The 25745-nt window shown below is 67.0% G+C and carries 22 protein-coding genes and 1 pseudogene; 13 read left to right on the top strand and 10 right to left on the bottom strand.

Annotation, left to right across the window (positions count from 1 at the left end; genetic code table 11):
• The first annotated feature begins 99 nt into the window (after nt 1-99).
• From ABFX56_RS03610 to ABFX56_RS03590, 5 genes are read left to right on the top strand one after another with little or no spacing between them, the layout of a single operon-like run.
• Nucleotides 100-810: a hypothetical protein gene (locus tag ABFX56_RS03610; protein ID WP_346231907.1), complete on the top strand. Its 711-nt coding sequence runs from the start codon at nt 100-102 to the stop codon at nt 808-810.
• On the top strand, nt 807-2048 hold the full coding sequence (locus tag ABFX56_RS03605; RefSeq protein ID WP_346231906.1) for a hypothetical protein: 1242 nt from the start codon (nt 807-809) through the stop codon (nt 2046-2048). Before ABFX56_RS03610 ends, ABFX56_RS03605 begins: the two co-directional genes overlap by 4 nt.
• Nucleotides 2045-2659 carry a signal peptidase I gene (locus tag ABFX56_RS03600; RefSeq protein ID WP_346231905.1) on the top strand — a complete coding sequence of 205 codons (615 nt, stop codon included), beginning with the start codon at nt 2045-2047 and terminating at the stop codon, nt 2657-2659. The genes ABFX56_RS03605 and ABFX56_RS03600 overlap by 4 nt, the downstream gene beginning before the upstream one ends.
• 43 nt (nt 2660-2702) lie before the next feature.
• The gene (gene glgP, locus ABFX56_RS03595) at nt 2703-5264 is read left to right on the top strand and encodes an alpha-glucan family phosphorylase (protein WP_346231904.1); all 2562 of its coding nucleotides are present in this window, start codon (nt 2703-2705) and stop codon (nt 5262-5264) included.
• 39 nt (nt 5265-5303) lie between these two features.
• Nucleotides 5304-5750 (top strand): VOC family protein, encoded by a 447-nt coding sequence (locus tag ABFX56_RS03590; RefSeq protein ID WP_346231903.1) that lies wholly within the window; start codon nt 5304-5306, stop codon nt 5748-5750.
• A gap of 90 nt (nt 5751-5840) precedes the next feature.
• On the opposite strand, the gene ABFX56_RS03585 is transcribed toward ABFX56_RS03590, so the two are convergent.
• From ABFX56_RS03585 to glgX, 3 genes are read right to left on the bottom strand one after another with little or no spacing between them, the layout of a single operon-like run.
• Nucleotides 5841-6272 (bottom strand): bleomycin resistance protein, encoded by a 432-nt coding sequence (locus tag ABFX56_RS03585; protein WP_346231902.1) that lies wholly within the window; start codon nt 6270-6272, stop codon nt 5841-5843.
• Between the two features lie 10 nt (nt 6273-6282).
• Nucleotides 6283-6759: a Cys-tRNA(Pro) deacylase gene (gene ybaK, locus ABFX56_RS03580; RefSeq protein ID WP_346231901.1), complete on the bottom strand. Its 477-nt coding sequence runs from the start codon at nt 6757-6759 to the stop codon at nt 6283-6285.
• Nucleotides 6760-8799 carry a glycogen debranching protein GlgX gene (gene glgX / locus ABFX56_RS03575; protein ID WP_346231900.1) on the bottom strand — a complete coding sequence of 680 codons (2040 nt, stop codon included), beginning with the start codon at nt 8797-8799 and terminating at the stop codon, nt 6760-6762.
• Nucleotides 8800-8854: 55 nt separating this feature from the next.
• On the opposite strand from glgX, the gene ABFX56_RS03570 reads away from it, so the two are divergent.
• From ABFX56_RS03570 to gatB, 7 genes are all read left to right on the top strand, one after another.
• Nucleotides 8855-10045 carry a cysteine desulfurase family protein gene (locus ABFX56_RS03570; protein ID WP_346231899.1) on the top strand — a complete coding sequence of 397 codons (1191 nt, stop codon included), beginning with the start codon at nt 8855-8857 and terminating at the stop codon, nt 10043-10045.
• 206 nt (nt 10046-10251) lie between these two features.
• Nucleotides 10252-11355, top strand: coding sequence for a tRNA 2-thiouridine(34) synthase MnmA (mnmA, locus tag ABFX56_RS03565; protein ID WP_346231898.1), 1104 nt, complete (start codon nt 10252-10254; stop codon nt 11353-11355).
• An 8-nt stretch (nt 11356-11363) separates the two neighbouring features.
• A complete protein-coding gene (gene ligA, locus ABFX56_RS03560; protein WP_428834392.1) occupies nt 11364-13664 on the top strand; it encodes an NAD-dependent DNA ligase LigA in 2301 nt (766 codons plus the stop codon).
• Between the two features lie 130 nt (nt 13665-13794).
• Nucleotides 13795-15123 (top strand): alpha/beta hydrolase, encoded by a 1329-nt coding sequence (locus ABFX56_RS03555; RefSeq protein WP_346231896.1) that lies wholly within the window; start codon nt 13795-13797, stop codon nt 15121-15123.
• Between the two features lie 89 nt (nt 15124-15212).
• The gene (gatC, locus tag ABFX56_RS03550; RefSeq protein ID WP_346231895.1) at nt 15213-15536 is read left to right on the top strand and encodes an Asp-tRNA(Asn)/Glu-tRNA(Gln) amidotransferase subunit GatC; all 324 of its coding nucleotides are present in this window, start codon (nt 15213-15215) and stop codon (nt 15534-15536) included.
• Nucleotides 15536-17053: an Asp-tRNA(Asn)/Glu-tRNA(Gln) amidotransferase subunit GatA gene (gene gatA, locus ABFX56_RS03545; RefSeq protein WP_346231894.1), complete on the top strand. Its 1518-nt coding sequence runs from the start codon at nt 15536-15538 to the stop codon at nt 17051-17053. Before gatC ends, gatA begins: the two co-directional genes overlap by 1 nt.
• Entirely contained in the window at nt 17053-18552 is a 1500-nt protein-coding gene (gatB, locus tag ABFX56_RS03540) for an Asp-tRNA(Asn)/Glu-tRNA(Gln) amidotransferase subunit GatB (RefSeq protein WP_346231893.1), read from the top strand. The genes gatA and gatB overlap by 1 nt, the downstream gene beginning before the upstream one ends.
• 18 nt (nt 18553-18570) lie before the next feature.
• Here gatB and ABFX56_RS03535 read toward each other — a convergent pair whose 3' ends face one another.
• The 7 genes and pseudogenes from ABFX56_RS03535 to ABFX56_RS03510 all read right to left on the bottom strand — a co-directional run bounded on the left by ABFX56_RS03535 (nt 18571) and on the right by ABFX56_RS03510 (nt 24786).
• Nucleotides 18571-18792, bottom strand: a complete 222-nt coding sequence (locus tag ABFX56_RS03535; protein WP_346231892.1) for a hypothetical protein — start codon at nt 18790-18792, stop codon at nt 18571-18573.
• Between the two features lie 99 nt (nt 18793-18891).
• On the bottom strand, nt 18892-19479 hold the full coding sequence (locus ABFX56_RS16280) for an MFS transporter (RefSeq protein WP_428834391.1): 588 nt from the start codon (nt 19477-19479) through the stop codon (nt 18892-18894).
• A gap of 148 nt (nt 19480-19627) precedes the next feature.
• Nucleotides 19628-20182, bottom strand: a pseudogene (locus tag ABFX56_RS16275) (MFS transporter); the annotation flags it as partial.
• A gap of 286 nt (nt 20183-20468) precedes the next feature.
• Nucleotides 20469-21974, bottom strand: a complete 1506-nt coding sequence (locus tag ABFX56_RS03525) for an HNH endonuclease signature motif containing protein (protein ID WP_346231891.1) — start codon at nt 21972-21974, stop codon at nt 20469-20471.
• A 117-nt stretch (nt 21975-22091) separates the two neighbouring features.
• Nucleotides 22092-23087 carry an NYN domain-containing protein gene (locus tag ABFX56_RS03520; RefSeq protein WP_346231890.1) on the bottom strand — a complete coding sequence of 332 codons (996 nt, stop codon included), beginning with the start codon at nt 23085-23087 and terminating at the stop codon, nt 22092-22094.
• Nucleotides 23080-23853 (bottom strand): NAD(P)H-hydrate epimerase, encoded by a 774-nt coding sequence (locus ABFX56_RS03515; RefSeq protein WP_346231889.1) that lies wholly within the window; start codon nt 23851-23853, stop codon nt 23080-23082. Before ABFX56_RS03515 ends, ABFX56_RS03520 begins: the two co-directional genes overlap by 8 nt.
• A gap of 36 nt (nt 23854-23889) precedes the next feature.
• On the bottom strand, nt 23890-24786 hold the full coding sequence (locus ABFX56_RS03510) for a transposase (RefSeq protein WP_346231888.1): 897 nt from the start codon (nt 24784-24786) through the stop codon (nt 23890-23892).
• Between the two features lie 189 nt (nt 24787-24975).
• Here ABFX56_RS03510 and ABFX56_RS03505 point away from each other — a divergent pair, with 189 nt between their 5' ends.
• Nucleotides 24976-25740: an SDR family oxidoreductase gene (locus ABFX56_RS03505; protein WP_346231887.1), complete on the top strand. Its 765-nt coding sequence runs from the start codon at nt 24976-24978 to the stop codon at nt 25738-25740.
• Nucleotides 25741-25745 lie beyond the last annotated feature (5 nt).

Raw genomic sequence — 25745 nt, 5'->3', positions numbered from 1 at the left:
GCCGCCGGCTTGCGTCTGCCGCCCAGCGGGCGCAAGCCGGCCCGGGCCGATCAGCCCGGCCATGACCATGCTGAATCACCACGGAAGGCGGTGGTCACCGTGTCCAGAGCATCCACGTGCGGCCTGAAAGCCGCAGCCATCGGCACCGTGGTCGTACTCGCGTTGCTCGCCGCCAGAGCCGGCAACGCCCGGCGCACACCGCCGATGGCGCCGCAAGGTGCGGCGCCATCGGAAGGCCAGGAGACCGACCCGAACGGTCTCCTGGCCAAGGCCCCGCGTCACTTGCTGTCGGCGGTCACCGTGATCGGCGCATCCGTGGCCATCGCGGTGGCCGGCGCCGGCGCCAGCTACGCGCTGTGGACCAGCACTGTCCCGCTGAACGGCGGCACCGTCAGCGCCGGCTCCACCAGCCTCACCGTCAACGGAGTCCAGGACTACACGGTGCCAGCGGGCGCCACGGTCGGTCCGCAGAATCCGGTGTTCGCCCCGATCCTGCTCGCCAACACCGGCACCGCACCGGTGATCGTGACGGCGACCACCACCGCGTACACCCAAACCGGTGCGCTCGCCGACAACCTGACTTTGACGCTCGGACCCCTGGCGAACGGTGAGACCTGCGGTGCAGGGCTGGTCGCGCCCGCGGCCGCACCGCTGGTCGGCTTCAGCACCCAGCTGGGGACGATCCCGGCCGGTGCCAGCGCCCACGTCTGTCTCGGTCTCGCCCTGGCCGCCGCCGCGCCGGCCACCGTGCAGGGCGGCACCGCCTCGTTCACCATCACCATCGACGCCGGGCAGGTGCCCCGCTCATGACACGGCCGATCCGACACCGCGCGGCGATCGCGCTCGGCCTCGCGCTATTCCTTGTGCTCGCCGGCACCGGCACGAGCCTCGCGTTGTTCAGCGCGAAGGCCACCAGCTCCTGGACGGTGACCGCCGGTCGGATCGCTGTGACCCAGAGCGGGTTCCCCTCGTTGGGGCACACCTTCTCCCAGGCCGCGCCGACCGCAACCGGACAGGTCGCCGTCACCAATTCCGGAGACTTCAACGCACCGTACACGGCCCGGCTCACGGCCGACAGTTCCGCCCTCGCTCCCGCCATCGTCGTCGACGCGTGGCCGAAATCCGCGGGGGATGACTGCACCATACCGGCGCCGGGCGCGACCAGCGGCACCCTGGCCGCCATGCCGGCACTGACCGGGTCCCTGGCCCCCGGAAATTCCGCCACCTATTGCCTGCGCGCCGGCCTGAACCCGGTCTCACTGACGGCCAACTCGAACTCCGCCGCCAGCGCCACGCTCACCGTCACCAGTGGGCTCGGATCCTGGGCGGCCACCGCGGTAGACACTGCCACGCTCACCGTCGGCGACACCGTGCCGCCCACCGTCCCCGGCACCCCGGTCGCAGTGTCAACCACCCAGGGTTCGATCTCACTGATCTGGGCCGGGTCCCGCGATGACGTCGCTGTCAGCGGGTACGACGTGTTCCGGGACGGTGTCCTGATCGCCTCGGTGAGCTCCGCCAGTTACACCGATAACACCACCATCGCAAAGATCCCGTACCGCTACACGGTGATGGCACGGGATGCGGCCGGGAACGTCTCGGCCCTCTCCGCCGCGCTGACCGCCACGACCGACCAGCTGACCGGCTACCAGGTGCGCTACGCCGACGGCATGCTGTGCGTCGGCGCGCCGATCCTGACGGACGGTGCCGCGCTGGCGGTCTCGCCGTGCGATCTGCCTGTGACGAAGAAGAACCAGGCATGGCTGTTCATTCCCAACGGTGACGGCGCGTTCACCGTGCAGCCGGTGCAGGGTCAGAACTTGAACTGGAAGGTCAATGGCAGCGATTTCGCCACGGTGTTCCGCCAGAACGCACCCGGCCCGGGCTGGATCGTCGATCCGGTCGGCGCCGCGGGGAACTACCACTTCGTGTCCGCGACCAGCGGACAGTGTCTCACGGTCACCGTCGCGCTCCCGGTCTCGCTGCTGGTGCAACAACCGTGCGGGACCAGCAGCACGCAACTGTTCACCCTGACGGAGGTGCCATGATGCAGTCCACCCCAGCACGCCAAGGCGATCCCGCACAGCGCGGCCTGATGCACTATGTCGGGGTGGGCCTCAGCGCCGGTCTGCTCGCACTCATGGTCGCCCTGGCGGCGGCCGTGATCGTCATCCCGGCTCTGGCCGGCGGTGTCCCGTTGACCGTGCTGACCAGTTCGATGGAACCCACCCTGCCCCCGGGAACTCTCATCGTGGTCACGCCGACCCCGGTGAAAGACATCCACGTCGGCAACGTGGTGACCTACCAGGTCCGGTCCGGCGATCCCGCCGTGGTCAGCCACCGGGTGCTCTCCCGGTCGGCGAGTTCCAACGGCGTCATCACCTTCATCGCCAAGGGCGACAACAACGACTCTCCCGACGCCCAGCCGGTCACGGCGGCGCAGATCAAGGGCACGGTCTGGTACAGCGTTCCCCTGTTGGGCTACGTCAACAACGCCGTCAACGGGCCCGGCCGCAGTTGGGTGGTGCCGTGCGTGGCCAGCGGGTTGTTCCTCTACGCCGGGTACATGATTCTCGGAGCGACGCTGTCGCTCTGGCATAAACGTCGGGTGACGGCCGGCACCGCGCGGGGTCGAAGCAGGACTGTCCCGGCCGATTGACGGCATAGTAGTTGCCAGGTTCACTCGCCTAGGCTGTACTGTCGTGAAAGCAATAAGACGGTTGACAGTCCAAACAGCGATTCCGGCATCGCTGTCGGCCCTTGAGGAACTCGCGACCAATCTCCGGTGGTCGTGGCATATTCCCACCCGTCGGTTCTTCGCCGACATCTCGCCGGTGATCTGGGGCAAGTTGGGCACCGACCCGATCGAACTCCTCGCATCCATCGAACCAGCCAGGCTGGAAGAGCTCTCCCGCGACGAGAGTTTCGTCAGCCGAGCCAACGCGTTGCGGGACGATTTGCACGCCTACCTGCAGCAACCGCGGTGGTACCAATCTCTGTCCGATGACGCGCCCGCAGCGATCGGGTACTTCTCGCCGGAATTCGGGATCGCCTCCACGCTGCCACAGTATTCCGGGGGCCTGGGCATCCTGGCCGGCGATCATCTGAAAAGCGCGTCCGACCTGGGCGTTCCGATCATCGGGGTCGGCCTGTTCTACCGGTCCGGATACTTCGCCCAGTCGATCTCCCCGGATGGATGGCAGGAAGAGTCCTATCCGGTGCTCGACCCGGACGGTCTGCCGCTCAACGTGCTGCGGCATCCGGATGGGACGGCGGCGCGCATCACCCTCGCGCTACCGGGCAACCGGGCGCTCTACGCCAGGATTTGGCGGGTCGAAGTGGGGCGGATCACTCTGCTTCTGCTCGATACCGACATCCCCGACAACGAAGAGTCGCTGCGGTCGGTCACCGATCGACTCTACGGCGGTGGCGGCGAACACCGCCTGCTGCAGGAAATCCTCCTTGGCATCGGCGGCGTCCGTGCCATCAAACTCTTCTCCGAGTTGACCGGCGCAGCGCTGCCTGAGGTGTATCACTCCAACGAAGGCCATGCCGGATTCCTGGGAGTGGAGCGGATCAGCGGGCTGATTGGCGATGGTCTCACCTTCGAGGAGGCACTTCAGGTGGTGCGGTCCGGAACCGTGTTCACCACCCACACACCGGTTCCCGCGGGAATTGACAGGTTCGACGCCGCGCTGATCGAACTGTATTTCTCCACCGACCTGCTGCTCGGCGTGAGTGCCGACCAGGTGCTCGCGCTCGGCTCGGAGAACTACGAGGGCGGATCCCACGACACCTTCAACATGGCAGTCATGGGACTGCGGCTTGGACAACGGGCCAACGGGGTGTCGAAATTGCACGGCGAAGTCAGCCGCGACATGTTCGGGGCGCTCTGGCCCGGATTCGACAACGTCGAAGTGCCGATCACCTCGGTCACCAACGGTGTCCACGCCCCCACCTGGACCGATCCGGCGGTGGTGGCGCTCGCGGCGGACAAACTCGGGCAAGCCGACACCACCGCGTGCGACTGGAGTTCGGATGCCGTCTCCGACGCCGACCTGTGGCGGATGCGCAACGAATTGCGCGCCCAGCTCGTGGACGACGCCCGCCGCAGGGTGACCGCGGCCTGGCGTCGGCGCTACCCGCGGGTGCGACCGCCCGCGTGGTACGGGGACCTGCTGGATCCGGACGTGCTCACGATCGGCTTCGCCAGGCGCGTGCCCACTTACAAGCGGCTCACGCTGATGTTGCAGGATCCCGACCGGTTGCGCTCGATTCTGCTCTCCGCCACACATCCGGTACAGATCGTGGTGGCCGGTAAGTCGCATCCGGCCGACGACGGCGGCAAGCGGCTGATTCAGCAGCTCATCGAGTTCACCTCCGCCCCGGAACTGCGCACGCGCATGGTGTTCCTGCCCAATTACGACATCGCGATGGCCAGGCTGCTCTACCCCGGAACGGATGTCTGGCTGAACAATCCGCTGCGCCCGCTCGAGGCGTGCGGCACGTCCGGCATGAAGGCGGCCTTGAACGGTTCGCTGAACCTGTCCATCCTCGACGGCTGGTGGGCGGAGTTCTACGACGAGGAGAACGGCTGGGCGATCCCCACCGCGGATGCCGCAGGCGATGCCGATGAGCGTGACGAGCTCGAGGCGGGCGCTCTGTACGACCTCATCGAGCACCAGGTCGCCCCACGGTTCTATGACGACCGCACCGAGGACGGGGTGCCGCATCGGTGGGTGGAGTCAATCCGGCACACCCTCACCACCCTGTCTCCGGCGTTGTCAGCCGACCGGATGGTGCGCGAGTACGTCGAGAGGCTGTACATCCCGGCAACCGGGGCGCGTCGCCTGCTCATCGCCGATTCCTACGCCGCCGCACACGCGTTCGCCGCGTGGAAGGATCACATCACGTCGAACTGGTCACAGGTGACGGTGGGCCACGTCGAATCGGGAGGGGTCGACGCCGTTCCCGAGGTCGGCGACGAGTTGCACGTGCGCGTACCCGTGCAACTGGGCGCCCTGGTCCCGTCCGACGTGCGAGTTCAGGTCGTGTACGGACGAACCCATGAGACCGACGTGCTGCTGGACACCCAGAGCATCGACCTCGACCCGGCAGGGGACCCGCAGGGTGACACGGTGGAGTTCACTGGCACCCTGCCGCTGACCAGGGCGGGAAGTTTCGGCTACAACGTGAGAGTGGTGCCGCAGCATCCGATGCTGGCCTCGGTGGCGGAGATGGGCCTGGTCGCGTTCGCACAATAGCGGGGATCCGGAAGGGCTCGACGGTGAGCCTGCTTGAGCGTGGCTCGGCAGCGACCGCCGAGCTTCCTCGACATGTCGATCATCGCCGACGATCATGAGGAGATGACAATCTCCAAAGTGCAGCTGCTGTCAATACCCGTCAGTGACCAGGACCGCGCCCGCGCGTTCTATGTCGACACGCTCGGCTTTTCGCTGGTCATGGACACCATGATGGGGCCCGATATGCGCTGGGTCATGGTCGCCCCGCCCGGTGCCGAAACCGCGATCACGCTGGTCACCTGGTTCCCCACCATGCCGGCCGGCACTCTCAAGGGCCTAGTGCTCGAGACTGATGACCTCGACGGCGACCTGGCACGTCTGGCCGAGCACGGTGTGCGTCCCGCGAATGGGATCGAGGAGGCTCCGTGGGGTCGCTTCGTTCAGTTCGACGATCCGGACGGTAACGGCTTGATCCTTCAGGCCACGGTGCCGAACCCGCACGGATGACCACGCATTGCGCCCGTTTTACCTCGAACCCAGTGTTTACCTCGAACCCAGTGTTTACCTCGAACCTAGTGTTTACCTCGAACCCAGTGTTTACCTCGAACCCAATGATTGTTGGAACCTGAGGAGGTAACCATCCGGGTCTTGAACGAGAAACTGCATGACGCCGACCTCACCGTTGCGGGTGCGATACCACCTGGTTTCTGGCTCCATGAAGAGGCTCCAGTGTGCAGACCGCAGCGCAGTGACAAGCGGTTCAATCGATGCGACGGAAACTTGGAAGTTCACGCCGCGGCCGTAGGGTCGCTGCAATGGCGCTGGGGTCCAGTTTCGGCCGACGCCCGCCTGCTCGATCATGACGTGCGCCGTACCGCTGACGAGGTAGGCGAACCCCTCTTCCGGGCGGTCGTACAGCACCTCAAATCCGCAAAGGTCGCACCAGAAGTCGCGACTGTTCTTGAGATCCTCGACAAGCAGTTCCGGCACCAGGCCTGGACCTTGACCGGGCACACCGTCTGTTGCCATCCTGCCGCTCTCACTCCCGCGCGATAGCGGCGGTCGTCGCGGCGGTGATGGCGACCAGATCGGCCGGTGCCAGTTCTATGTCGAGACCCCGCCGACCGCCCGAGACGAACACGGTGTCGTAGAGCTCGGCGGTCTCGTCGATCACCGTCTGGTGCCGCACCTTCTGCCCGATCGGGCTGATGCCGCCGAGCACGTAGCCGGTTTTCCGCTGCGCCACTGCGGGATCCGCCATGCTCGCGTGTTTGCCGTTCGCGGCACGGGCCAGGGCACCGAGGTCGAGCGAGCCGGTCACCGGCACGACGGCGACGACCAACCGCCCGTCGACATCCACCAGAAGGGTCTTGAAGACCCGCGCAGCGTCGAGGCCGAGCTCGGTGACCGCCTCGAGACCGAAGTGCCGATTCGCGGGGTCGTGCCGATAGGAGTGCGCGGTGAAACGGATGCCTGAGGCAGTCAACGCCACCGTGGCCGGGGTGCCGGTGCCCACCTAGTGCGCCCGGAACAATTGCAGCGATGTTCCGGCGACGTTCACTGTCACGCCCGGCGGGTGGTCCATCACCTCGACGTCGTCCAGAGCGCTGTTCCACAGCAGCGTGTACTGCCCGATCCCCTCCGGCGACGGCAGGGTGACCGTTTCCGGAGTCTCCAGGCCGTGCACGATGAGCAGGATGCGATTGAGCCCTTCCGACTCCGGCGTCGATTCGGCGAAGTACTGCAGGGTGCGCTCCGACGAGGAATTCCAGTCGTCGATGGACATCGACTCGCCCGCGGCGTTGAACCATTCCATACGACTGGCCGATGCCACGTTTTCGCCTCGTACCGCATAGCGGGCCGGGCGTAGTGCCGGGTTTTCCCGTCGCAGCCGCAGCAGCTCCTGCACCACGCGCCACAGGTCGCTCTGCCAGTCCTCCAGCTCCCAGGGCAACCAGGTGAGCGGGTTGTCGTGGCAGTACGCGTTGTTGTTCCCTTTCTGGCTGCGGCCGACCTCGTCTCCTGCGGTGAGCATCGGAACGCCGGCGGACAGCAGCAAGGTGCCGAGCAGGTTGCGCAGCGCCTTGCGGCGCACCGCGCTGATCGCAGGGTCATCCGTGTGGCCCTCGACGCCGTGATTGAACGAGTGGTTGTTGTCCGTGCCGTCTCGGTTGTTCTCCCCGTTGCCGAGGTTGTGCTTCTGGTTGTACGCGGTGAGGTCGAACGCGGTGAAGCCGTCGTGGGCGGTGATGAAATTCACCGAGGCCAGCGGCCCGCGTTCGGCGTCGAACACGTTCGATGATCCGGACAGTTTCGTCGCAAACGCTCCGGAGCCGTTCGGTGCCGAGCCTGATTGGCGGGCCGCGGCAATGTCGGTGAGCCAGAAATCGCGCACCCGGTCGCGGTAGTCGTCGTTCCACTCGCTGAACTTCGGCGGAAAGTTGCCCACCTGCCATCCGCCGGCCCCGACATCCCAGGGTTCCGCGATCATCTTCACTGCGGCCAATTCCGGATCGTTCACGATGGATTCCAGCAGCGGATGGTCGCGGCGATAGTTGACGTTCTCGTCGCGGCCGAGCGCGGCGGCGAGGTCGAACCGGAATCCATCGATCTGCACGTCGTTGGCCCAGTACCGCAACGAATCCAACAGGAGCCGTTGCGGTATGTCGAGGGCGAAGTTGACGGTGTTACCGCATCCGGTGACGTCGATGTACCGCCCGTCGGCGCTGTGCCGGTAATACGTCGCATTGTCCAGACCGCGCAAACTCGTGGTGGGCCCGTCGACACCCAATTCAGCGGTGTGGTTGTACACCACGTCAAGGATCACTTCCAACCCGGCTTCGTGCAGCAGTCGGACCATGCCTTTGAACTCGCGCAACACCTGGGCCGGACCCGCGGCCTGGGCGGTGTTGGAGGCGTAGGCGCCGTGCGGGCTGAAAAACGCCAGCGTGTTGTAACCCCAGTAGTTCACCAGGCCCTGTTTGGCCAGTCGCGGTTCGGTCACGAACTGGTGCACCGGCAGCAACTCGACGGCGGTGACGCCGAGATCCTTCAGGTACCGGATGGCGGTGTCGTGGGCCAGGCCGGCATACGTGCCGCGGAACTCCTCGGGCACCGCCGGGTTCAGCTTGGTCAGGCCCTTCGGATGCGTTTCGTAGATGACGGTCTTATCCAGTGGCGTCGCCGGCTTGACCACCCCGCCCCAGTCGAAAGAACCATCCACCACGCAGGAGCGCCACTGCCCGGTAGCCGTGCGGGACAGGCCACGCGCGTACGGGTCCAGGAGGTGCAGTGCCGGGTCGAACCGGTTGGCGGGAGCAGCCGGGCCGTCCGCGCGCAGCGTGTAGCGGGCATCCGGAAGCAGCTTCGGCGACGAGGCCGTCCACACACCGTCACCGTCGCGGGACAGCGGGATGCGGTCGGTCACCCAGGTGAGGTCCTTCGGGTCGAACAGGCACAACTCGATCGAGGACGCGGTGTTCGACGCGACCCGAATGGTGCCGCCTTCCGCGGTCGAACGCACTCCGAGGTCGCGAAGCGGATCGACGGAGGGCATCATTCTAGAGTAATGACTGCACGCTCAACCGTACGTACGATCCGCCGAGGAGCCCATGGTCGTCTACCTGGATCACGCGGCCACCACGCCGATGCTGCCAGAGGCCATCGAGGCATTCACCGGCGCCCTGCGGCTGGTCGGCAACCCGTCGTCCATCCACAGCCACGGACAGAACGCGAAACGGATGCTGGAGGAGGCTCGCGAGAAGGTCGCAGTGTCGCTGGGCTGCGATCCGGTGGAGGTGGTGTTCACCTCCGGCGGGACCGAGGCGATCAATTTGGCCGTCAAGGGTTTGTACTGGGCGCGTAACGCTTCCGTAGATCGCCCCCGCCGCCGCATCCTGGTGCCGCGCGGCGAACACCACGCCACCGTGGACACCGTGGAGTGGCTCGAGCACAGCGAAGACGCCATCGTGCACTGGCTGCCGATCGATGCGCGCGGACGCATCGAAATGCCGGCCCTTCGGGAGTCGCTGCACTCCCACGATGACATCGCCCTGATCACGCTGCTCTGGGCCAACAACGAGGTGGGCACGGTACAGCCGGTGGCCGACGTGGTGGCGCTCGCTGCTGAGTACGGCATCCCGGTGCACGCGGACGCCGTCTGCGCGTACGGGCAGCTGCCCATCGATTTCGGCGCATCCGGCCTGGCGGCACTGTCGGTGTCCGCCCACAAGATCGGCGGCCCCGTCGGCATCGGCGCCCTGGCCCTGGCCCGGTCCGCCACCGTGGTGCCGCTCATCCACGGCGGCGGCCAGCAACGGCAGGTGCGCTCCGGAACCCAGGATGCCCCGGCCGCAGTATCGTTCGCCGTCGCAGCCGCCGCGGTGCTGGCCAACCAGGACGCTGAAGCCGCCCGCCTGAAACGGCTGCGTGACCGGCTCATCGCCGGTGTGCGCGCGGCGGTTCCCAACGCAGAACTACGCGGCGACCCGGTCGACCGCCTCCCAGGCAACGCGCACTTCACCTTCCCCGGGTGCGAGGGTGACTCGCTGCTCTTTCTGCTGGATGCGGCCGGCATCTCGGTCAGCACCGGCTCGGCGTGCCAAGCGGGCATCCCCGAAGCATCCCACGTGCTGCTGGGCATGGGACTCACGGATGCCGACGCTCGCGGCGCCCTGCGCTTCACCCTGGGGCACACGTCCACCGACGCCGACGTCGACGCCCTGCTGGCGGCACTTCCGTCCGCCTACGCGCGCGCCGCCTCCGCCGGCTATGCCGACCGCGAGGTCACTCTCGGCCACTAGCCGGTGATCCCGTCTCAAGGACTTTTTGCCTGGGACAGCCCTACTTCCCGGCATCCGGGGCCCGGAAGTGCAGAAACTCCGTGAAACGGGTTCAAGGTGCGGAAGGTGGGAAGCGGGAGGGGAAGCGGTACGGGACGTGGTACGGGACGGAGGGAGGGGGCAGGAGGAAGGGAAACCGGCAGGGCGGGACACCTATGCTGGTACGCGTGAAAGTTCTGGCAGCAATGAGCGGGGGTGTGGACTCCGCGGTCGCCGCGGCCCGCGCCGTCGACGCCGGCCACGAGGTCGTCGGCGTACACCTGGCGCTCAGCCGCATGCCGGGCACCCTGCGCACCGGCAGTCGCGGGTGCTGCACCGTCGAGGACTCGATGGATGCGCAACGCGCCGCCAACATCATCGGCATCCCGTACTACGTGTGGGACTTCTCGCAACGCTTCAAACTCGACGTCATCGACGACTTCATCGCCGAATACTCCGCCGGCCGCACCCCGAACCCGTGCATGCGCTGCAATGAACGGATCAAATTCGCCGCCCTGCTCGAGAAGGCGCTGGATCTCGGCTTCGACGCCGTCGCCACGGGGCACTACGCCGACATCCGCACGGATGCCGACGGGCACCGCGAACTGCACCGCGCGGCCGCCTGGGCGAAAGACCAGTCCTACGTGCTCGGCGTGCTCACCGCCCAGCAACTCGACCACGCGATGTTCCCGCTCGGCGCTACCCCGTCGAAGGCCGAGGTGCGCGCCGAGGCCGCCGCCCGCGGCTTCAGCGTCGCCACCAAACCGGACTCCCACGACATCTGCTTCATCCCGGACGGCGACACCCGCGGTTGGCTGAAGGAGCACGTCGGCGCCGTCCCCGGCAGCATCCTCGAGCGCGACGGGACGCCGGTCGGCACGCACCAGGGAGCTACGGCGTTCACGGTCGGGCAACGCAAGGGACTGTCCCTGGCCACACCATCGGCCGACGGCAGACCCCGCTTCGTGGTGGAGGTGCGACCGGCCACCAACGAGGTCGTCGTCGGCCCACGCGAGGCGCTGGACCTGGCGGAGATCGCCGGCGCCCGCTTCAGCTGGGCGGGCCAGCCGCCTGTGGATGCGAGCATTCCGTTCGACTGCGAAGTGCAGATCCGCGCGCACGCCGATCCGGTGCCCGCGGTCGCGGTGGTGCGCGGCGGTGAGCTGGTGATCACCCCGGGCACGCCGCTGAACGGCGTCTCGACGGGACAGACCGCGGTGGTCTACCTCGGCACCCGAGTGTTGGGCCAGTGCACCATCGATAGGACGGTTTCCGCGGTCCCCGTCGCCTGACCGACGGCATGGCCAGGGTCGCCGTCGCTGCCTACACTTGTGGAGTGGTAGACAACGATGAGCTCGGCACGGCAAAGACCGAGGCCGACGAGTTGACCACGCGCATCCTCGAGTTGCGCGACGCCTACTACGAACGCGACGAACTGCTCGCCAGCGACGCGGAATACGACGCGATGATGCGCCGGCTCGAAGAACTCGAGCGGATGTTCCCGGAACTGCAGGGGCAGGACAGCCCCACCCAGACCGTCGGCGGTCGCGCGCAGACCACTCTCTTCGACCCGGTCACACACGCTGAACGGATGCTGAGCCTCGACAACGTCTTCTCGATCGGGGAGTTCCTCGCCTGGGCGGCTCGGGTCGAGAAGTCCGCTGGCCGCCGCGTCGACTATCTGTGCGAGCTCAAGATCGATGGCCTGGCGATCAACCTGCGCTACGAGAACGGCAGACTGGTCACCGCCGCCACCCGCGGAGACGGGGTCGTTGGTGAGGACGTGACCGAGAACATCGCGTTCATCCCCAGCATCCCGCGTCGACTGCGCGGCAGCGGCCATCCGCCACTGGTCGAGGTGCGCGGCGAGGTGTTTTTCCCGGTCGCCGCCTTCGAATCGCTCAACGCGCGGCAGGCCGAAGCGGGTGACCGCATCTTTGCCAACGCGCGCAATGCCGCCAGCGGATCACTGCGGCAGAAGACCGAGGGCAAGACGCCGGCGCAAGTGCAGCTGATGCGCGCCCGATTGGGCGGTTTGCAGATGCTCGTGCATGGCCTCGGCGCCTGGGACAACCCGCCGGTCGCCAGCCAGTCGCAAACCTACGAGCTGCTGGCCGGCTGGGGATTGCCGACCAGTTCGCACTACAAAGTGGTCCCCTCGATGAACGACGTCGCCGGGTTCATCCAGTATTTCGGCGAGAACCGCTCCAGCGTCGAGCACGAACTCGACGGCATCGTCATCAAGGTCGACGAACTGGCACTGCACCGCGAACTGGGCAGCACCAGCCGTGCCCCGCGTTGGGCGATCGCCTACAAATACCCACCGGAACAGGTCAACACCAAGCTCCTCGACATTGTCGTCAGCGTCGGCCGCACCGGCCGAGTCACCCCGTTCGCCGTCATGGAGAAGGTGCGGGTGGCCGGCAGCGAAGTGCGCCAGGCGACGCTGCACAACCAGGATGTCGTCAAGGCGAAAGCGGTGTTGATCGGCGACACCGTGGTGCTGCGCAAGGCCGGAGACGTGATCCCCGAAGTGCTCGGCCCGGTCGTCGAACTGCGCGACGGGACCGAGCGTGAGTTCGTGATGCCGACGCACTGTCCGGAATGCGGCACCGCGCTCGCGCCGGCGAAGGAGGGCGACGTGGACCTGCGCTGCCCGAACGCGCGCAGCTGCCCGGCACAGGTACGCGGCCGCGTGGAGCACATCGGCAGCCGCAGCGCACTGGACATCGAGGTGCTCGGCGAGGTGGCCGCGGCAGCGCTAACCCAGCCGAGCTTTCCGGAGACGCCGCCGCTCGTCACCGAGGCCGGGTTGTTCGACCTCACTGTTGAAGACCTGCTGCCGATTGAGGTGGTGGTGCGCGACGCCGAGACCGGTTTGCTGAAGCTCGAGGACGACGGCACCCTGAAGCGGAGAAGTCCGTTTCAGAAAGTGGACATGGTGTACCCGCCAGAAGCAGCCGGACTGGATGCCGCGGCCCGGCGCAAGGCGGGTTTCAAGAAGATCCGCGTCGTGCGTCCGTCCTCCGCCGCCAAGAAGCTGGTCGCCGAACTCGAGAAGGCGAAGACCAAGCCGCTGTGGCGCATCCTGGTTGCGCTCAGCATCCGCCATGTCGGTCCCGTCGCCGCCCGCGCCCTCGCCGACTACTTCGGCTCGATCCAGGCCATCCGCTCCGCATCCAGAGAGGAGTTGGCCGCCGTGGACGGTGTCGGCGGCATCATCGCCGACGCCCTGATCGACTGGTTCTCGGTGCCGTGGCACGCCGACATCATCGAGCGGTGGGACGCCGCCGGTGTGCAATTGGCCACCCCCGGGCATCCCGGCCCCGGAGCGGCCTCGGCCGGGGGCGGCACCCTCGCCGGACTGACCGTCGTGGTCACCGGAGCCCTGGAAGGTTTCAGCCGGGAGAGCGCGGAAGAGGCGATCATCGCCGCGGGCGGCAAATCGGCCTCCAGCGTGTCGAAGAAAACGGATTATGTGGCCGCCGGACCGGGCGCCGGGTCAAAATTAGGCAAGGCTGAAGCGCTCGGCGTGCGGATCATCGACGCCGCACAATTTGCCACACTGCTGGCTCGTGGGCCCGCGGGATTAGGGCAATAGCTGTACTTTCCGCGTTTTCGTGATACTTTCTTGAATGTTGGCATCCGGCGCCCCTAGGATGGGGGGCACAATCACTTCGCGTGACGATGGCGAAACCTCGGTCTCGCCGTCGCGATTGGATCCGCCCTAGATGTTGCTCGACGTCGCAGCTTTTGCCGCTTCGGTGTCCCTGACCGGGGTCAGCGAAGCCTTCGGGGTGCACGAAATCAACGCACAAGTGATCTCCCACGTGCAGCAGGTCGATATCTCGCCGACCACCGTTCCGGATGCGCCGCAGTTCTCAGTGCCGGCGCCGCAGTCGAGGGTGGACCCGACACTGCTGCCGCAGCTGGGCGGCCGCGCGCTTCTTGACCAACTCAGCCTTATCGATGCCGACTCGTTGGCCGCGTTCGTCTCCACGCATCCCGCGACCCTGAATCAGCTACTGCAGAACCCCATACCGGCCAAGCAGGTCACGGCGTGGTGGAACGGGCTTTCCACCATCGGACAAGAGACGATGCTCAGTTCGGCGCCTCACGTGGTTGGCAACCTCGGTGGTGTCCCGTTCGAGGTGCGCGACGCCGCCAATCGGCAATACCTGAGACAGTCGCTGGTGAAGCTGAAGCACGAGCTGGCGGCACGACCCGGCCGCGCCGCCAGTGCCGGAGTTCGAGGACATCTGCACACCCTGGATGAAATCAGCAAGGCGGTCACGGTGGCACCGGGGCAGCCGCACCGAACGCTGGTCGCCCTCGATACCGGTTCACCGCCTCGCGCCGCCATTGTCATCGGCGACGTGGCCACAGCCGATTACGTCAGCTACATGGTTCCCGGGATGTTCTTCACCATCGACGGGCAGGTCGGCGACTGGGCCGACACCGCAACCGACCTCTATCGCGAACAGGTCGCCTGGCTGAAGCGTTTCGCGGCCACGGATGCCTCCCTTCAGGGCAAGACCGTGGCGACGGTCGCGTGGATCGGCTACGAGACCCCGCACCTGCTGACCGTCGGCTCCCTCGACCTGGCCTATCAGGGCGCCGAATACCTCACCGAGGACATTGAAGCCCTGCAGTCGCTGCGCCGCGGCAACGAGCCGTTCGTGTCGGTGATCGGACACTCCTACGGGTCAACCGCTGCCATGATCGCTCTGCAGCGGCGCGCGTTCCAGATCGACGCGTTCGCCGTAGTCGGCTCTCCGGGCAGTGCCGCCCAGTCGGTGTCCGAGCTCGACGTCCGCGACGGCAACATGTACGTCGGCGAGGCCGCCTGGGACCCGGTGGTGAACACCGCCTTCTACGGCAGCGATCCCGGGGCGCCCTCGTACGGTGCGCATCCGATGAGCGTCGACGGCGGAACCGATCCGATTACGCACCGCCCACTGGGCGCTTCCTACGGACACAACGAATATTTCGATGTCGGCAGCGAGTCGTTGCGCAACCTGGCGCTGATCGGTATCGACAAGGGCGCCTTCGTCTCCTGACTCCCGCCCCGGCCGGCACCCAGCGGGGCCGGATCCCGGCTCGAATAGAATTGGCATGTCCCCCCTGCGTCAACAAACTTCGGAGTTGCATGTCTGCCAGTCCCGCTGAATCTCCTCACGCGATCACCACGCACCAGGTTTCCCATCTCGCGAACCTGGCGCGCATCGCGCTGACCGCCGAGGAGATCGAGAAGCTGACCGGCGAGCTCGGTGTCATTATCGAATCCATCGCCAAGGTGTCTGAGGTTGCCACCGCGGACGTCCCAGCCACATCGCACCCGATCCCGATGGCCAACGTGTTCCGTCCGGATGTGGTGGGCCCGACCCTGAGCGTCGAACAGGCGCTGAGCGGGGCACCGGACCGGGACGGCAACCGATTCAAAGTGTCCGCGATCCTTGGGGAGGAACAGTGATGGAGGCGCTCACCCGACTCACCGCATCCGCCCTCGCCGACAAACTGCGCTCCGGCGAGGTCAGCTCGGTGGAGGCCACCCAGGCACACCTGGACCGCATCGCCGAAGTGGACGGCGACATCCACGCCTTCCTGCACGTGTCCGCCGCCGCCCTGGACACCGCGGCCGCCGTCGACGCGAAGCGGGCCGCCGGTGAGAAGCTCGGCCCGCTGGCCGGTGTCCCCATCGCCATCAAAGACGTGCTCTGCACCATCGACATGCCCTCCACAGCAGGCTCGAAAATGCTGCAGGGCTGGGTGCCGCCCTACGACGCGACGGTCGTGCGCAAACTCCGCGAGGCCGATCTCGTCCCGCTCGGCAAGACCAACATGGACGAATTTGCCATGGGCTCCTCCACGGAGCACTCCGCATTCGGACCCACGCACAACCCGTGGGACCTCGACCGCATCCCCGGCGGCTCCGGCGGGGGATCGGCCGCCGCCGTCGCGGCGTTCGAGGCTCCGCTGGCCCTGGGCAGCGACACCGGTGGATCGATCCGCCAACCGGCGGCCGTCACCGGTTCCGTCGGCGTGAAACCCACCTACGGCGGCGTGTCCCGCTACGGCGCGATCGCGCTTGCCTCGTCGCTGGACCAGGTCGGCCCGGTAACTCGCAGTGTGCTCGATGCTGCCCTGCTCCACGACGTCATCGGCGGCCACGACCCCCGTGACTCCACCTCGTTGCCGGATGTCTGGCCGTCGTTCGCCGCGGCCGCCCGCGAGGGCGCCGCATCCGGATCGCTGGCCGGCGTGCGCGTCGGCGTGGTCAAGGAACTCGGCGGCGAGGGCTTCCAGGCCGGGGTGAGTCAGCGTTTCGCGGAGACCCTCGACCTGCTGTCGGCCGCCGGCGCCGAGATCGTCGAAGTCTCGGCCCCCTCGTTCAGTTATGCGATCGCCGCGTACTACCTGATCCTCCCGGCTGAAGCGTCGAGTAATCTGGCCAAGTTCGACTCGGTGCGGTTCGGTCTGCGGGTCAACCCGGATGGCGGCGGCACCGTCGAAAACGTCATGTCCGCCACCCGGGAGGCCGGGTTCGGCGCCGAGGTGAAGCGCCGCATCATTCTGGGCACCTACGCCCTGTCGGCCGGTTACTACGACGCCTACTACGGCAGCGCGCAGAAGGTGCGCACGCTGATCCAGCGTGATTTCGCCGCCGCGTTCGAGAAAGCGGACGTGCTGATCAGCCCGGCCGCGCCGACCACCGCGTTCAAGCTCGGCGAGAAGCTCGAGGACCCGCTGGCGATGTACCTCAACGACGTCACCACGATCCCGGCGAACCTGGCCGGCATTCCCGGCATGGGACTACCGATGGGGCTCGCGCCGGAAGACGGACTGCCCACCGGCATCCAGTTGATGGCTCCGGCGAGAATGGACGCCCGCCTGTACACGGTGGGTGCCACGCTGGAGGCGCTGCTGGAAGCGAAGTGGGGTCACGCCCTGCTCACCGAAGCTCCGGAGCTCGAAAGGAGCACCCGCTAATGGCCCGCGCAGAACTGATGGACTACGACAAGGCGATCGAACTGTTCGAGCCGGTCCTCGGGTTCGAGGTGCACGTCGAGCTGAACACGGCCACCAAGATGTTCTCCGACGCCCCGAACTTCTTCGGCGGCGACCCCAACACGAACGTCACCCCGGTGTGCCTGGGGCTGCCCGGCTCCCTCCCGGTGGTCAACGAGCAGGCGGTCAAGTACTCGATCAGCCTCGGCCTGGCGCTCGGCTGCTCGATCGCGCCGTCCAGCCGCTTCGCCCGTAAGAACTACTTCTACCCCGACCTGGCGAAGAACTACCAGATCAGCCAATACGATGAGCCGATCGCCTTCGACGGCGAGGTGGAGGTCGAGCTGGCCGACGGCCGGCTGTTCCAGGTCCCGATCGAGCGCGCGCACATGGAGGAGGATGCCGGCAAGCTGACCCACATCGGCGGCGCCACCGGTCGCATCCAGGGCGCCGAATACTCCCTCGTTGACTACAACCGGGCCGGTGTGCCGCTGGTCGAGATCGTCACCAAGATCATCTACGGCGCCGAAGCGGAGGCTCCGGAGTTGGCCAAAGCGTATGTCTCGACCATCCGCGACATGGTGATCTCGCTTGGGATCTCGGAAGCCAAAATGGAACGCGGAAACCTCCGTTGCGACGCGAACATCTCCCTCTCCGCTCGCGGATCCGGCATCCTTGGCACGCGCACCGAGACGAAGAACGTGAACTCGCTGCGCAGCGTGGAACGCGCCATCCGCTATGAGATCCAGCGGCAGGCGGCGATCCTCGCGGCCGGTGGCAGCATCACCCAGGAGACCCGGCACTGGCACGAAGACACCGGGACCACCGCCGCCGGCCGGCCGAAGAGCGACGCCGATGACTACCGGTACTTCCCTGAGCCGGACCTGCTGCCGGTGCAGCCGTCCGCGGAACTTATCGAACAGTTACGTGCCGCACTGCCAGAAAAGCCGAACGTCCGCCGCCGCAGGCTCCAGGAGGCGTGGGGCTTCTCCGACCTCGAGTTCCGGGACGTCGTCAACTCCGGTCTGCTGGTCGAATTGGAAGAGACCGTCGCGGCGGGCGCGACGCCCGCGAAGGCGCGCAAGTGGTGGACGGGCGAGATCGCCCGCACCGCCAACGCGCAGGGCGTGGATGCGTCGTCGCTGGTCTCGCCGAAGCACGTCGCGGAACTCATCGTGCTCGTCGAGGCCGGAACGCTGACCGACCGGCTGGCACGCCAGGTGCTCGAGGGTGTGATCGCCGGGGAAGGAACCCCGGCCGAGGTGGTCGAGGGGCGCGGGCTCAAGGTGGTCTCCGACGACGGTCCGCTGATCGCCGCGATCGACACCGCATTGGCCGCGCAACCCGATGTGCTCGCGAAGATCCGCGACGGCAAGGTACAGGCGGCGGGTGCCGTGATCGGCGCGGTCATGAAGGCCATGCGCGGTCAAGCGGATGCCGCCCGGGTGCGCGAACTGGTGCTCGAGCGCGCAGGACAGTAACGCGGCGCACTGGAGGAGTCAGCGTTCCGGGACCCAGGGCGGTGCCGCCACGCCGTTGCCGGTGAGGTTGTCGCAGTGCATGAACTGCGTGCCGGTACGTGTGAGCGGGCAGGTCGAGCCGTTGGCCGGCTGAGGACCGCTGGCGATTCCTGGGTCCTGGCTGGCGAACGCGGGTGTGGATACAGCGAGAAGCATGGCGGCTAGTGCCATGCCAGCCCACCGGGTGTGAGTCGAGACCATGATCGTGCCTTTCGTGAAGCGGGTCTGATCCGTTCACTGTCCTCGGCACGACGCCGGCCCACATGGGGGATATCCCTTATGGTGCGTGGCGCATCGGTGTCATGCTTGTGTGGCCCGTGGTTCGGCGGCAGTCGCACGAAGGTGAGCAGTGGGCGCCGGTGCGATCCGCCAACTCAGGACAATGGCGATGACGGCAATTCCACCCGCGAAGGCGAAGACGCCGGCAAAGGAGAACCCGGCGAACACGATCCCCGTGGTGGCCAACGCGAGCGAAGCGCCCAGCGAGTCGGAAATCGACAGCGCGGACGAGTTGAAGCCCTGGTTCTCGCTGGTGGACAGGGCCAGCGTCATCACGCTCGTGCGCGGGTACATCAGTCCCATGCCGGCGCCACCGGCTCCCCAACCGATGATCGCGACGACCGGAGGCAGCCCCCACAGTGCCGTTGCGAAGGTGAACGCGATCGCCGTGAGAAGCACACAACTGCCGATCCGGATGCTTCCAGTGTGCGTGAGAGTATTCGCCAGGCGGCCTTGCAGCCAGGATGCGCTCGCCCACGCCAACGCGGCGAGCGTGAGCGCTGCACCGGCAACAGTGGCCGAAAACGTGTAATGGTCGATAAGCAGGTACGGCAGGTAGACCTCGGCGCCGAAGAACGCCGCCGCGATGATGCCGCGGGTGAGGATCACGGTGGGCAGCCCGTCGGGCCGTGAGTGTGCCGCGCGGCACCAGGGATCGCACTGCCACGATCGCCACGACCACCGCCACTGCGGCGAGCACACCGCCGACCGTCGGAACCGAGGAGAGCAGGCCGAGACCGAGCACGGACAGCGCAGCCAGAATGGCCCACAGCATCCGAGCGAACGACCACGGCACCGCGGTGGCGTCGGCCGCCGCGGCCTCGTCCCCGAATCGGGCCGGGCCGGACAGGCTGTGCATGGCCGGAACGACCATCGCCATGGCGATCAGCACGAGTCCGACCACGCCGAGGAACACCCAATGCCAGCTCCACACTTCGGTGACGGCACCGGCGGCCACCGGCCCGATCAGCGAGGGGATGACCCAGGCGGCGGCGAAGCCGGCAAAGATCGACGGATGCAGTCGTGCCGGAAACGCGCGCGCGACAACCACATACAGGGCGACGATCATGGCACCCGTGCCGAAGCCTTGCACGAGGCGACCGGCCACGAGTGTGACCATGCTGGAGGCGGTTCCCGCGATCAGAAGACCCGCGATGAACGTGGCGACGGACGTGTAGAGCGGCACGGTCGGCCCGATGCGGTCGGCCCAATTGCCGCCGACCACCATGCCGACGATGCCGGTGGCCAGAGGCGCGGAGAAGGCCAGCGCGTAGAGGCTCGCTCCGTGCAGTTCGGCACTGACGACGGGCATAATCGTCGTGACCGCCAGCGACTCGAACGCCGCCAGAAAGCACAGCGAAACGGTGCCGATCGTGGCCCACAGGAAGTCGCGGCTGAACAGTCCAGGGGCGGGGTCGGCAGCGGCGTTGCCGGAGTTGTGGGGCACCTTGGGAGACTACGTCGCCCGCCCGCGACACGCAAAGCGTCCGCTGTCGCCACGGTGGGCAACTGCTGCAACTGCTGCAATTGGTCGCCGGCGCGGCCCGAACGCCGGCGGGCTCCTGGCGCGGCCCGAACGCCGGCGGTGCCTGGCCCGGCTAAGTCGGTGGTCCCGCGAGTGAGAAGTCGCTGCGTTGTCGGGTGCTGCCCGGTGATGCGCCCTGTCTCGTGGCCTCTCGTTGCAGATCTTTCAGAATGGCACTCTTGGATTCCAGTGGGCGAGGCGTCTGGGCGGAGTCGATGTCTGGCGGCGGAATGAGCCAGAACTGTGCGCCCTTGCGGATGATCTCCCAGTGATTGTCGTGCAAGAGCATGTGGTGATGGCGACACAGACACAGTCCATCCGCCACATCGGTGCCGCCATGGTCTCGTACCCATTGCTTGGTGTGATGCGCCTCCGTCCAGGTGGGCGGCCGGTCGCATCCCGGCCACATGCATCCACCGTCGCGCACGGCGAGGGCGATCTTCTGCCGATTGTTGAAGAGGCGCACCTCACGGCCGAGGTCCAGGGGCTGTCCGTTTGTGCCGAACTCGATTTCCACGGTCCCCGAAGTGCAGATGTTCCGCTCCACCGTCTCGATCGACACCGGAATGTCGATGCCTTCGATGCGACCGTGCCCGCTGCGTGCTCTGAGCGTTTCGCCGGTCACGAGCACGCGTACCGCGGGGGTGCGGGAGCCGGTGATGAGGTGGGCATCGGACTGATCGGAGCCGACGCCGAGCCGCAGCAGCGCCGTGAAGGCGTCGTGCAGGTACTGGTCCAGCGTGCGGTCGTCGTTCGCGACGGTCTCAGCCCATGCCTTGTCTGCTTCGTCGATGAAGCGCGGGCCGCCACGGCGCGGTGAGGTGAGTTTGTCGTAGACGTCGTCGAGGTAGGCGGATGTCTCCAGGTCGGGGTCGAGAATGAACCGGCTCAGTCCGTTGGGGCGCTTTACCCGTCGGAAGGACCGCTCCTGGTAAATGGCTCTCTCACGGTTCGCGATTCCGGCGGCATCCAGATCGTCGCGCAGAGCCCGAGCTCGTTTGTACAGCTGATCGGCGTTGAGTTCCGCCGCCTCTTCCAACAGTGCGCTGGCCGCCTCGGCCAGCTGCACTGCCGTGACACCCCCGCTGTTGGCGTCGACGGTGGCGTTGCCCAGTCCCGCTCGGATCGCGCGAGCTGCCTCCAGGGAGAGAGTGCCGCTGCTGACGGCGGCCCCGACCGCCCTCAACCATGGTTCGTGCACCGGAGCATCCGGCGCCGTCGTGTCGGTGGCTGCATCGATGATGGAGTCGTAGACCATTGTGCCGATCTGGACGAGCGTGGTGGCTTCCCGTGCCGTGGAGCCGGTCGTGAATTGCACGAGCGCTTCAGGGGTGCGGAAACCCTCCCGCTGAGCAAGTCCGGAGTAGCCGAGGTCGCGCCGCGAGCGGTGGCCGATCTCCCCGGCGATCAGCGAGGCACACGCGTTGAGCTTCTTGCTCGCTTCGGCCACCCGGCGTTGTTGCGCCAACAACGCCGGGTCGTCCAGCTGTTTGACGAGAGCCAGGTCGGTCGGCAACGCCTCCATGGCGGAAAGCACCGCACTGAGCGATGAGTCGAAGATAGTCTCGGAACTGGACACAAACATAGTTTACACATTCGAAGATAGTTCGCAAGCATTTTCTAAAATCTTTTGCGGAGGTTCACACAGGCGGACGAACCTCGAGCCGCGATGGCCTTTGTCTACTTCTGAGCTTGTCTACTTCTGAGCCGCCTGAGCCGCCTGAGTCGGCCGCAGCCGCAGCTTGCGCTGCACGCCTTCCTCACGCAACTCGGCAATGTTGCCCCGTGATTTCACGAAGTCGCTGAAGTTCTTGTAGCCGAGGGCGGATTCTTGAAACGACGGGTCCATCCGCAGCATCTGGTTCTTCACATTTGAACTTCCTACCCAGTCCGAGTCGTCTTTGGCGTGCAGCAAGCGCAGCGCGCGAATGAGAAGCTGAGACGCCGCCTGCTGGGCCGACTGCTTCGCCTTCCTACCTTGACCCCCGCCGGACGGGCGTTGCGGAGACTGTTTCTTCGTCGTCGCGGGTGACGTCGCTGCCGGCTCGTCGGCATCCGGTTGCTCCAGCGTCGCCACGGCATCTGGTTCCGCTGCGGCTTGTTGTTCCTCCTCGGCATCGGAAATGCCGGGCAACGCATCGTAGTCGGCGAATTCGTCGCAAGCGGCGGCGAGTGCGGTGCTGGTGGAGCCTGCCACGCCGATACCGACGACGTAGCGGCCGAGCCGCTTGCTGCGTTGCGCCAGTGCGATGTAGTCGGAGTCGCCCGCCACAATGACCACGTGGGTGAGGTCGGGAAGGCGGAACAGGTCCTCGACGACGTCGACGGCAAGGCGGATGTCCGCGCCGTTTTTCATCGACCGCACGGTCGGGAACAACTGCACCAGGTCGACGGCACGCTCGGTGAGTTGATTCTTGTAGCTGGCGTTCACCTCGATGGACCAGTCCGCGTAAGCCCGGCTGATCACGATGGACCCGAACGATGACGCGAAGTCGAGCACGGCCCCGATGTCCACCGTTGCATCGCCCAAGCGGGTCGCCAGATCGGTGTTGGCCCGCACCGAGTCAGCGGTGGCGGCGCGAACGCGATCGCGGAGGAAGCGCCCGCGCCCGTGGATCTGGTCGTAGCGGGAGATCACGATGTTGTCGAAGTCGATGTAGACGGCGACACGGTCTTCTTTGGATTCAGGCATCCAACACTCTTCTCAGTTCGACGGAAGTTCGGCTTTTACCAGTGTGGCCCTCGCGCGTCGGTGCGTCAGGCATGCGGATGACCGGCTCGAGCTTCGCTAGCTCCGGTCCGAGCCCGATGTCGATGAGGACCACGCGTCCGGCGAACTCGGAGGCGGGCGGGATGAGCAATCCGGCCTTGTATCCGCCGAAGGTGACGGTGACATCGGCCGGCAGGATGGCCGCGGATTCTGGGTCAGCCGCGGCCCCGGCGGCGACTTCTGCGGCATCCGGAGGATTGGGATTGATGCCGCTCGGGATGTCCACCGCAACGACGAGCGGATGCCGCGGCGCACCCAATACCGGCAGAATCGCCTGCACGACATCTCGCGCACCACCGCGCAGCGCCGGGTTCGGGCTGGTCCCGGTGCCGAGGATGCCGTCGACGATCACATCCACCCCGGCAGCCAGCCGGACTGCATCCGCGGGGTCCTCAACGTGCGCGCCGGCCGCGAGGGCGGCAGCCAGGGCTGGTTCGTGGATGCGGCTGCCGGTGGCGATGATGGCGACGTCCGAGCCGTCGGCCGCCATTTCGGCAGCGGCGAACAGGGCGTCGCCGCCGTTATCGCCGGAGCCCGCGAGCACGAGAACGGTGCTGCCGGCATCCGGCAACAGCGTGCGAATCTCGCGGGCAAGGCCGGCGGCCGCACGTGCCATCAAAGGAACCCCCGCGGCGAGCAGTGGAGCCTCTGCCGCCCGCACCTGTTCCGCCGTGTAGCCGTTGATCATGGCACCCATTCTGCTCGCGTGACTGACGCTGGCGGGCTACTCCGTGCCCTGGAGCCGGTCCAGCCGATCCCGCGCCCGCCTCGCCGCACTCTGGGCGGCTTCGGCAGTCCGGCTGGCTTGATCGTGTTCCCGGTCGAGCTGTTGCAATTCGCGGTCGGCGGCCAACACTCTGGTTTCCAGTGCCGCTACCTCCGCCTTCAGTTCCTCGAGTTCCGTCGCGAACTCGTCCCGCCGGCGGGTGGCTACGGCGATACGGCGGGCCACCGCCGCCACCGTCGCCGTCGCATCCCCGGCGCGATCGGTGGCATCCGCCGCTTTCTGCCGCGCGTCGGCCAACTGGCGCTTCGACGGACCGATCCGCGCCGGCGGCCGCGCCTCCTTTTCCACCACCACCGCATCCTCGGCCGCCGCCTCGATCACGTCATCGTCGGCGGCAGCCACGGCGCCGACGAGGTCGACCGGTTCGAGCCCGACCGAATCTAGTGACCGCGTCAGACGCGCCGTTTTCAGGGCGGCGGCAGCGCGCGCATCCGCCATGGCCGCGTTGAGGGTCTGCTCGATCTCGGTCACTGCCGCTTCGCTGATCTGGTGACTCGACGATTTCGCCAGCGCAGCCGCCTGCTTGCCCAGGGCTGCCACCAGCTGCCGACGCTGCTGGCTCAGAGTTCGGAGCGCGTCACTGTCGAGGTCGGCCTGCGCCGCGCGAAGTGTCCGGCCCAGCTGGATCACCTGCCCGATCTCCTCGGAGCGCTCGCGCACGAAAAGGTTGATCGCCCACGCCGCCGTCGACGGCTTCTGCAGTGAACGGATGCTGGCTGCCAGCTCTTTGTCGCCGTCCGCGCGGGCCTCGGCGGCGCGCTTGTTGCGGGTCGCGGTGAACGCGTCGGGAGTGAGCCTGTAGAGCTCACGGGCGATCTCGGCCAGGTCGGCCATCAACGGGCCCCGTCAAATGCGCTGGAGTGCATAGCAACATGGTGCCCTGTCTTGGCGCCGGCCGGTGGGTTGGCGGGGAATAAGGCCGGTACGTTGGCGGAGACAAGGCCGGTTGGTTGGGAGACAAGGCCGGTTGGTTGGCGGAGATAAAGTCGGAGCAGACTCGTACGGCGACGGCGAAGGGACACGATGGATCTGGGACTAGCAGGCAAGCGCATCTTGGTCACCGGCGGCAGCTCAGGCCTCGGTTTCGCTGTCGCGGAGGCGTTAGCGGCCGAGGGGGCGCGCGTAGCGCTGAACGCCCGAGACACACCGCGACTCGCGGAGGCCTCCGCAAGGCTGGGCGCCGTGGCCGTGCCGGCCGACCTGTCCGATCCCGCAGGCCCGCAGCGCGCCGTTGAGCAGGCATCCGCGGCTCTGGGTGGACTCGATGGCGTTCTGGTCAATTCGGGTGGCCCCGCGGCCGGCGGTTTCGCGGACCTTGACGATGCGACCTGGCAGGCCGCGATCGACGGCACGCTGCTCAGCACCATCCGGCTCGTGCAACACGCAATAATCGAGTTGAGGTCCGGGGTCGCGCCGTCGATTGCGGTGATCCTGTCGTCCTCGGTGCACCGGCCGATCCGCGGCCTCGCCACCTCGAACGTTCTCCGGCCGGGGCTGGCCGGACTGGTGCGCACCCTCGCGGTTGAACTGGCCCCGCAGATCCGGATCAACGGCGTGGCGCCCGGGCGCCTGAGCACGGCGCGGCTTGAAGACCTGGATGCGAAAGCCGCGGTCCGTACCGGCGGCTCGGTCGACGAGGTGCGCGCCGCGGCCACGGCCGCGATTCCGCTGGGACGCTATGGCCGACCACGGGAGCTTGGCGACGTGGTCGCGTTTCTGCTGTCCGCACGGGCCTCGTACATCACCGGGCAGATCATCGGCGTCGACGGCGGAGGCCGTCTGGCCTGACCTGC

Source organism: Parafrigoribacterium mesophilum, from assembly GCF_039652555.1.
Classification (GTDB): domain Bacteria; phylum Actinomycetota; class Actinomycetes; order Actinomycetales; family Microbacteriaceae; genus Parafrigoribacterium; species Parafrigoribacterium mesophilum.
The sequence above is the reverse complement of the archived record's forward strand: the minus strand, read 5'-3'. Positions and strand labels throughout refer to the sequence as shown.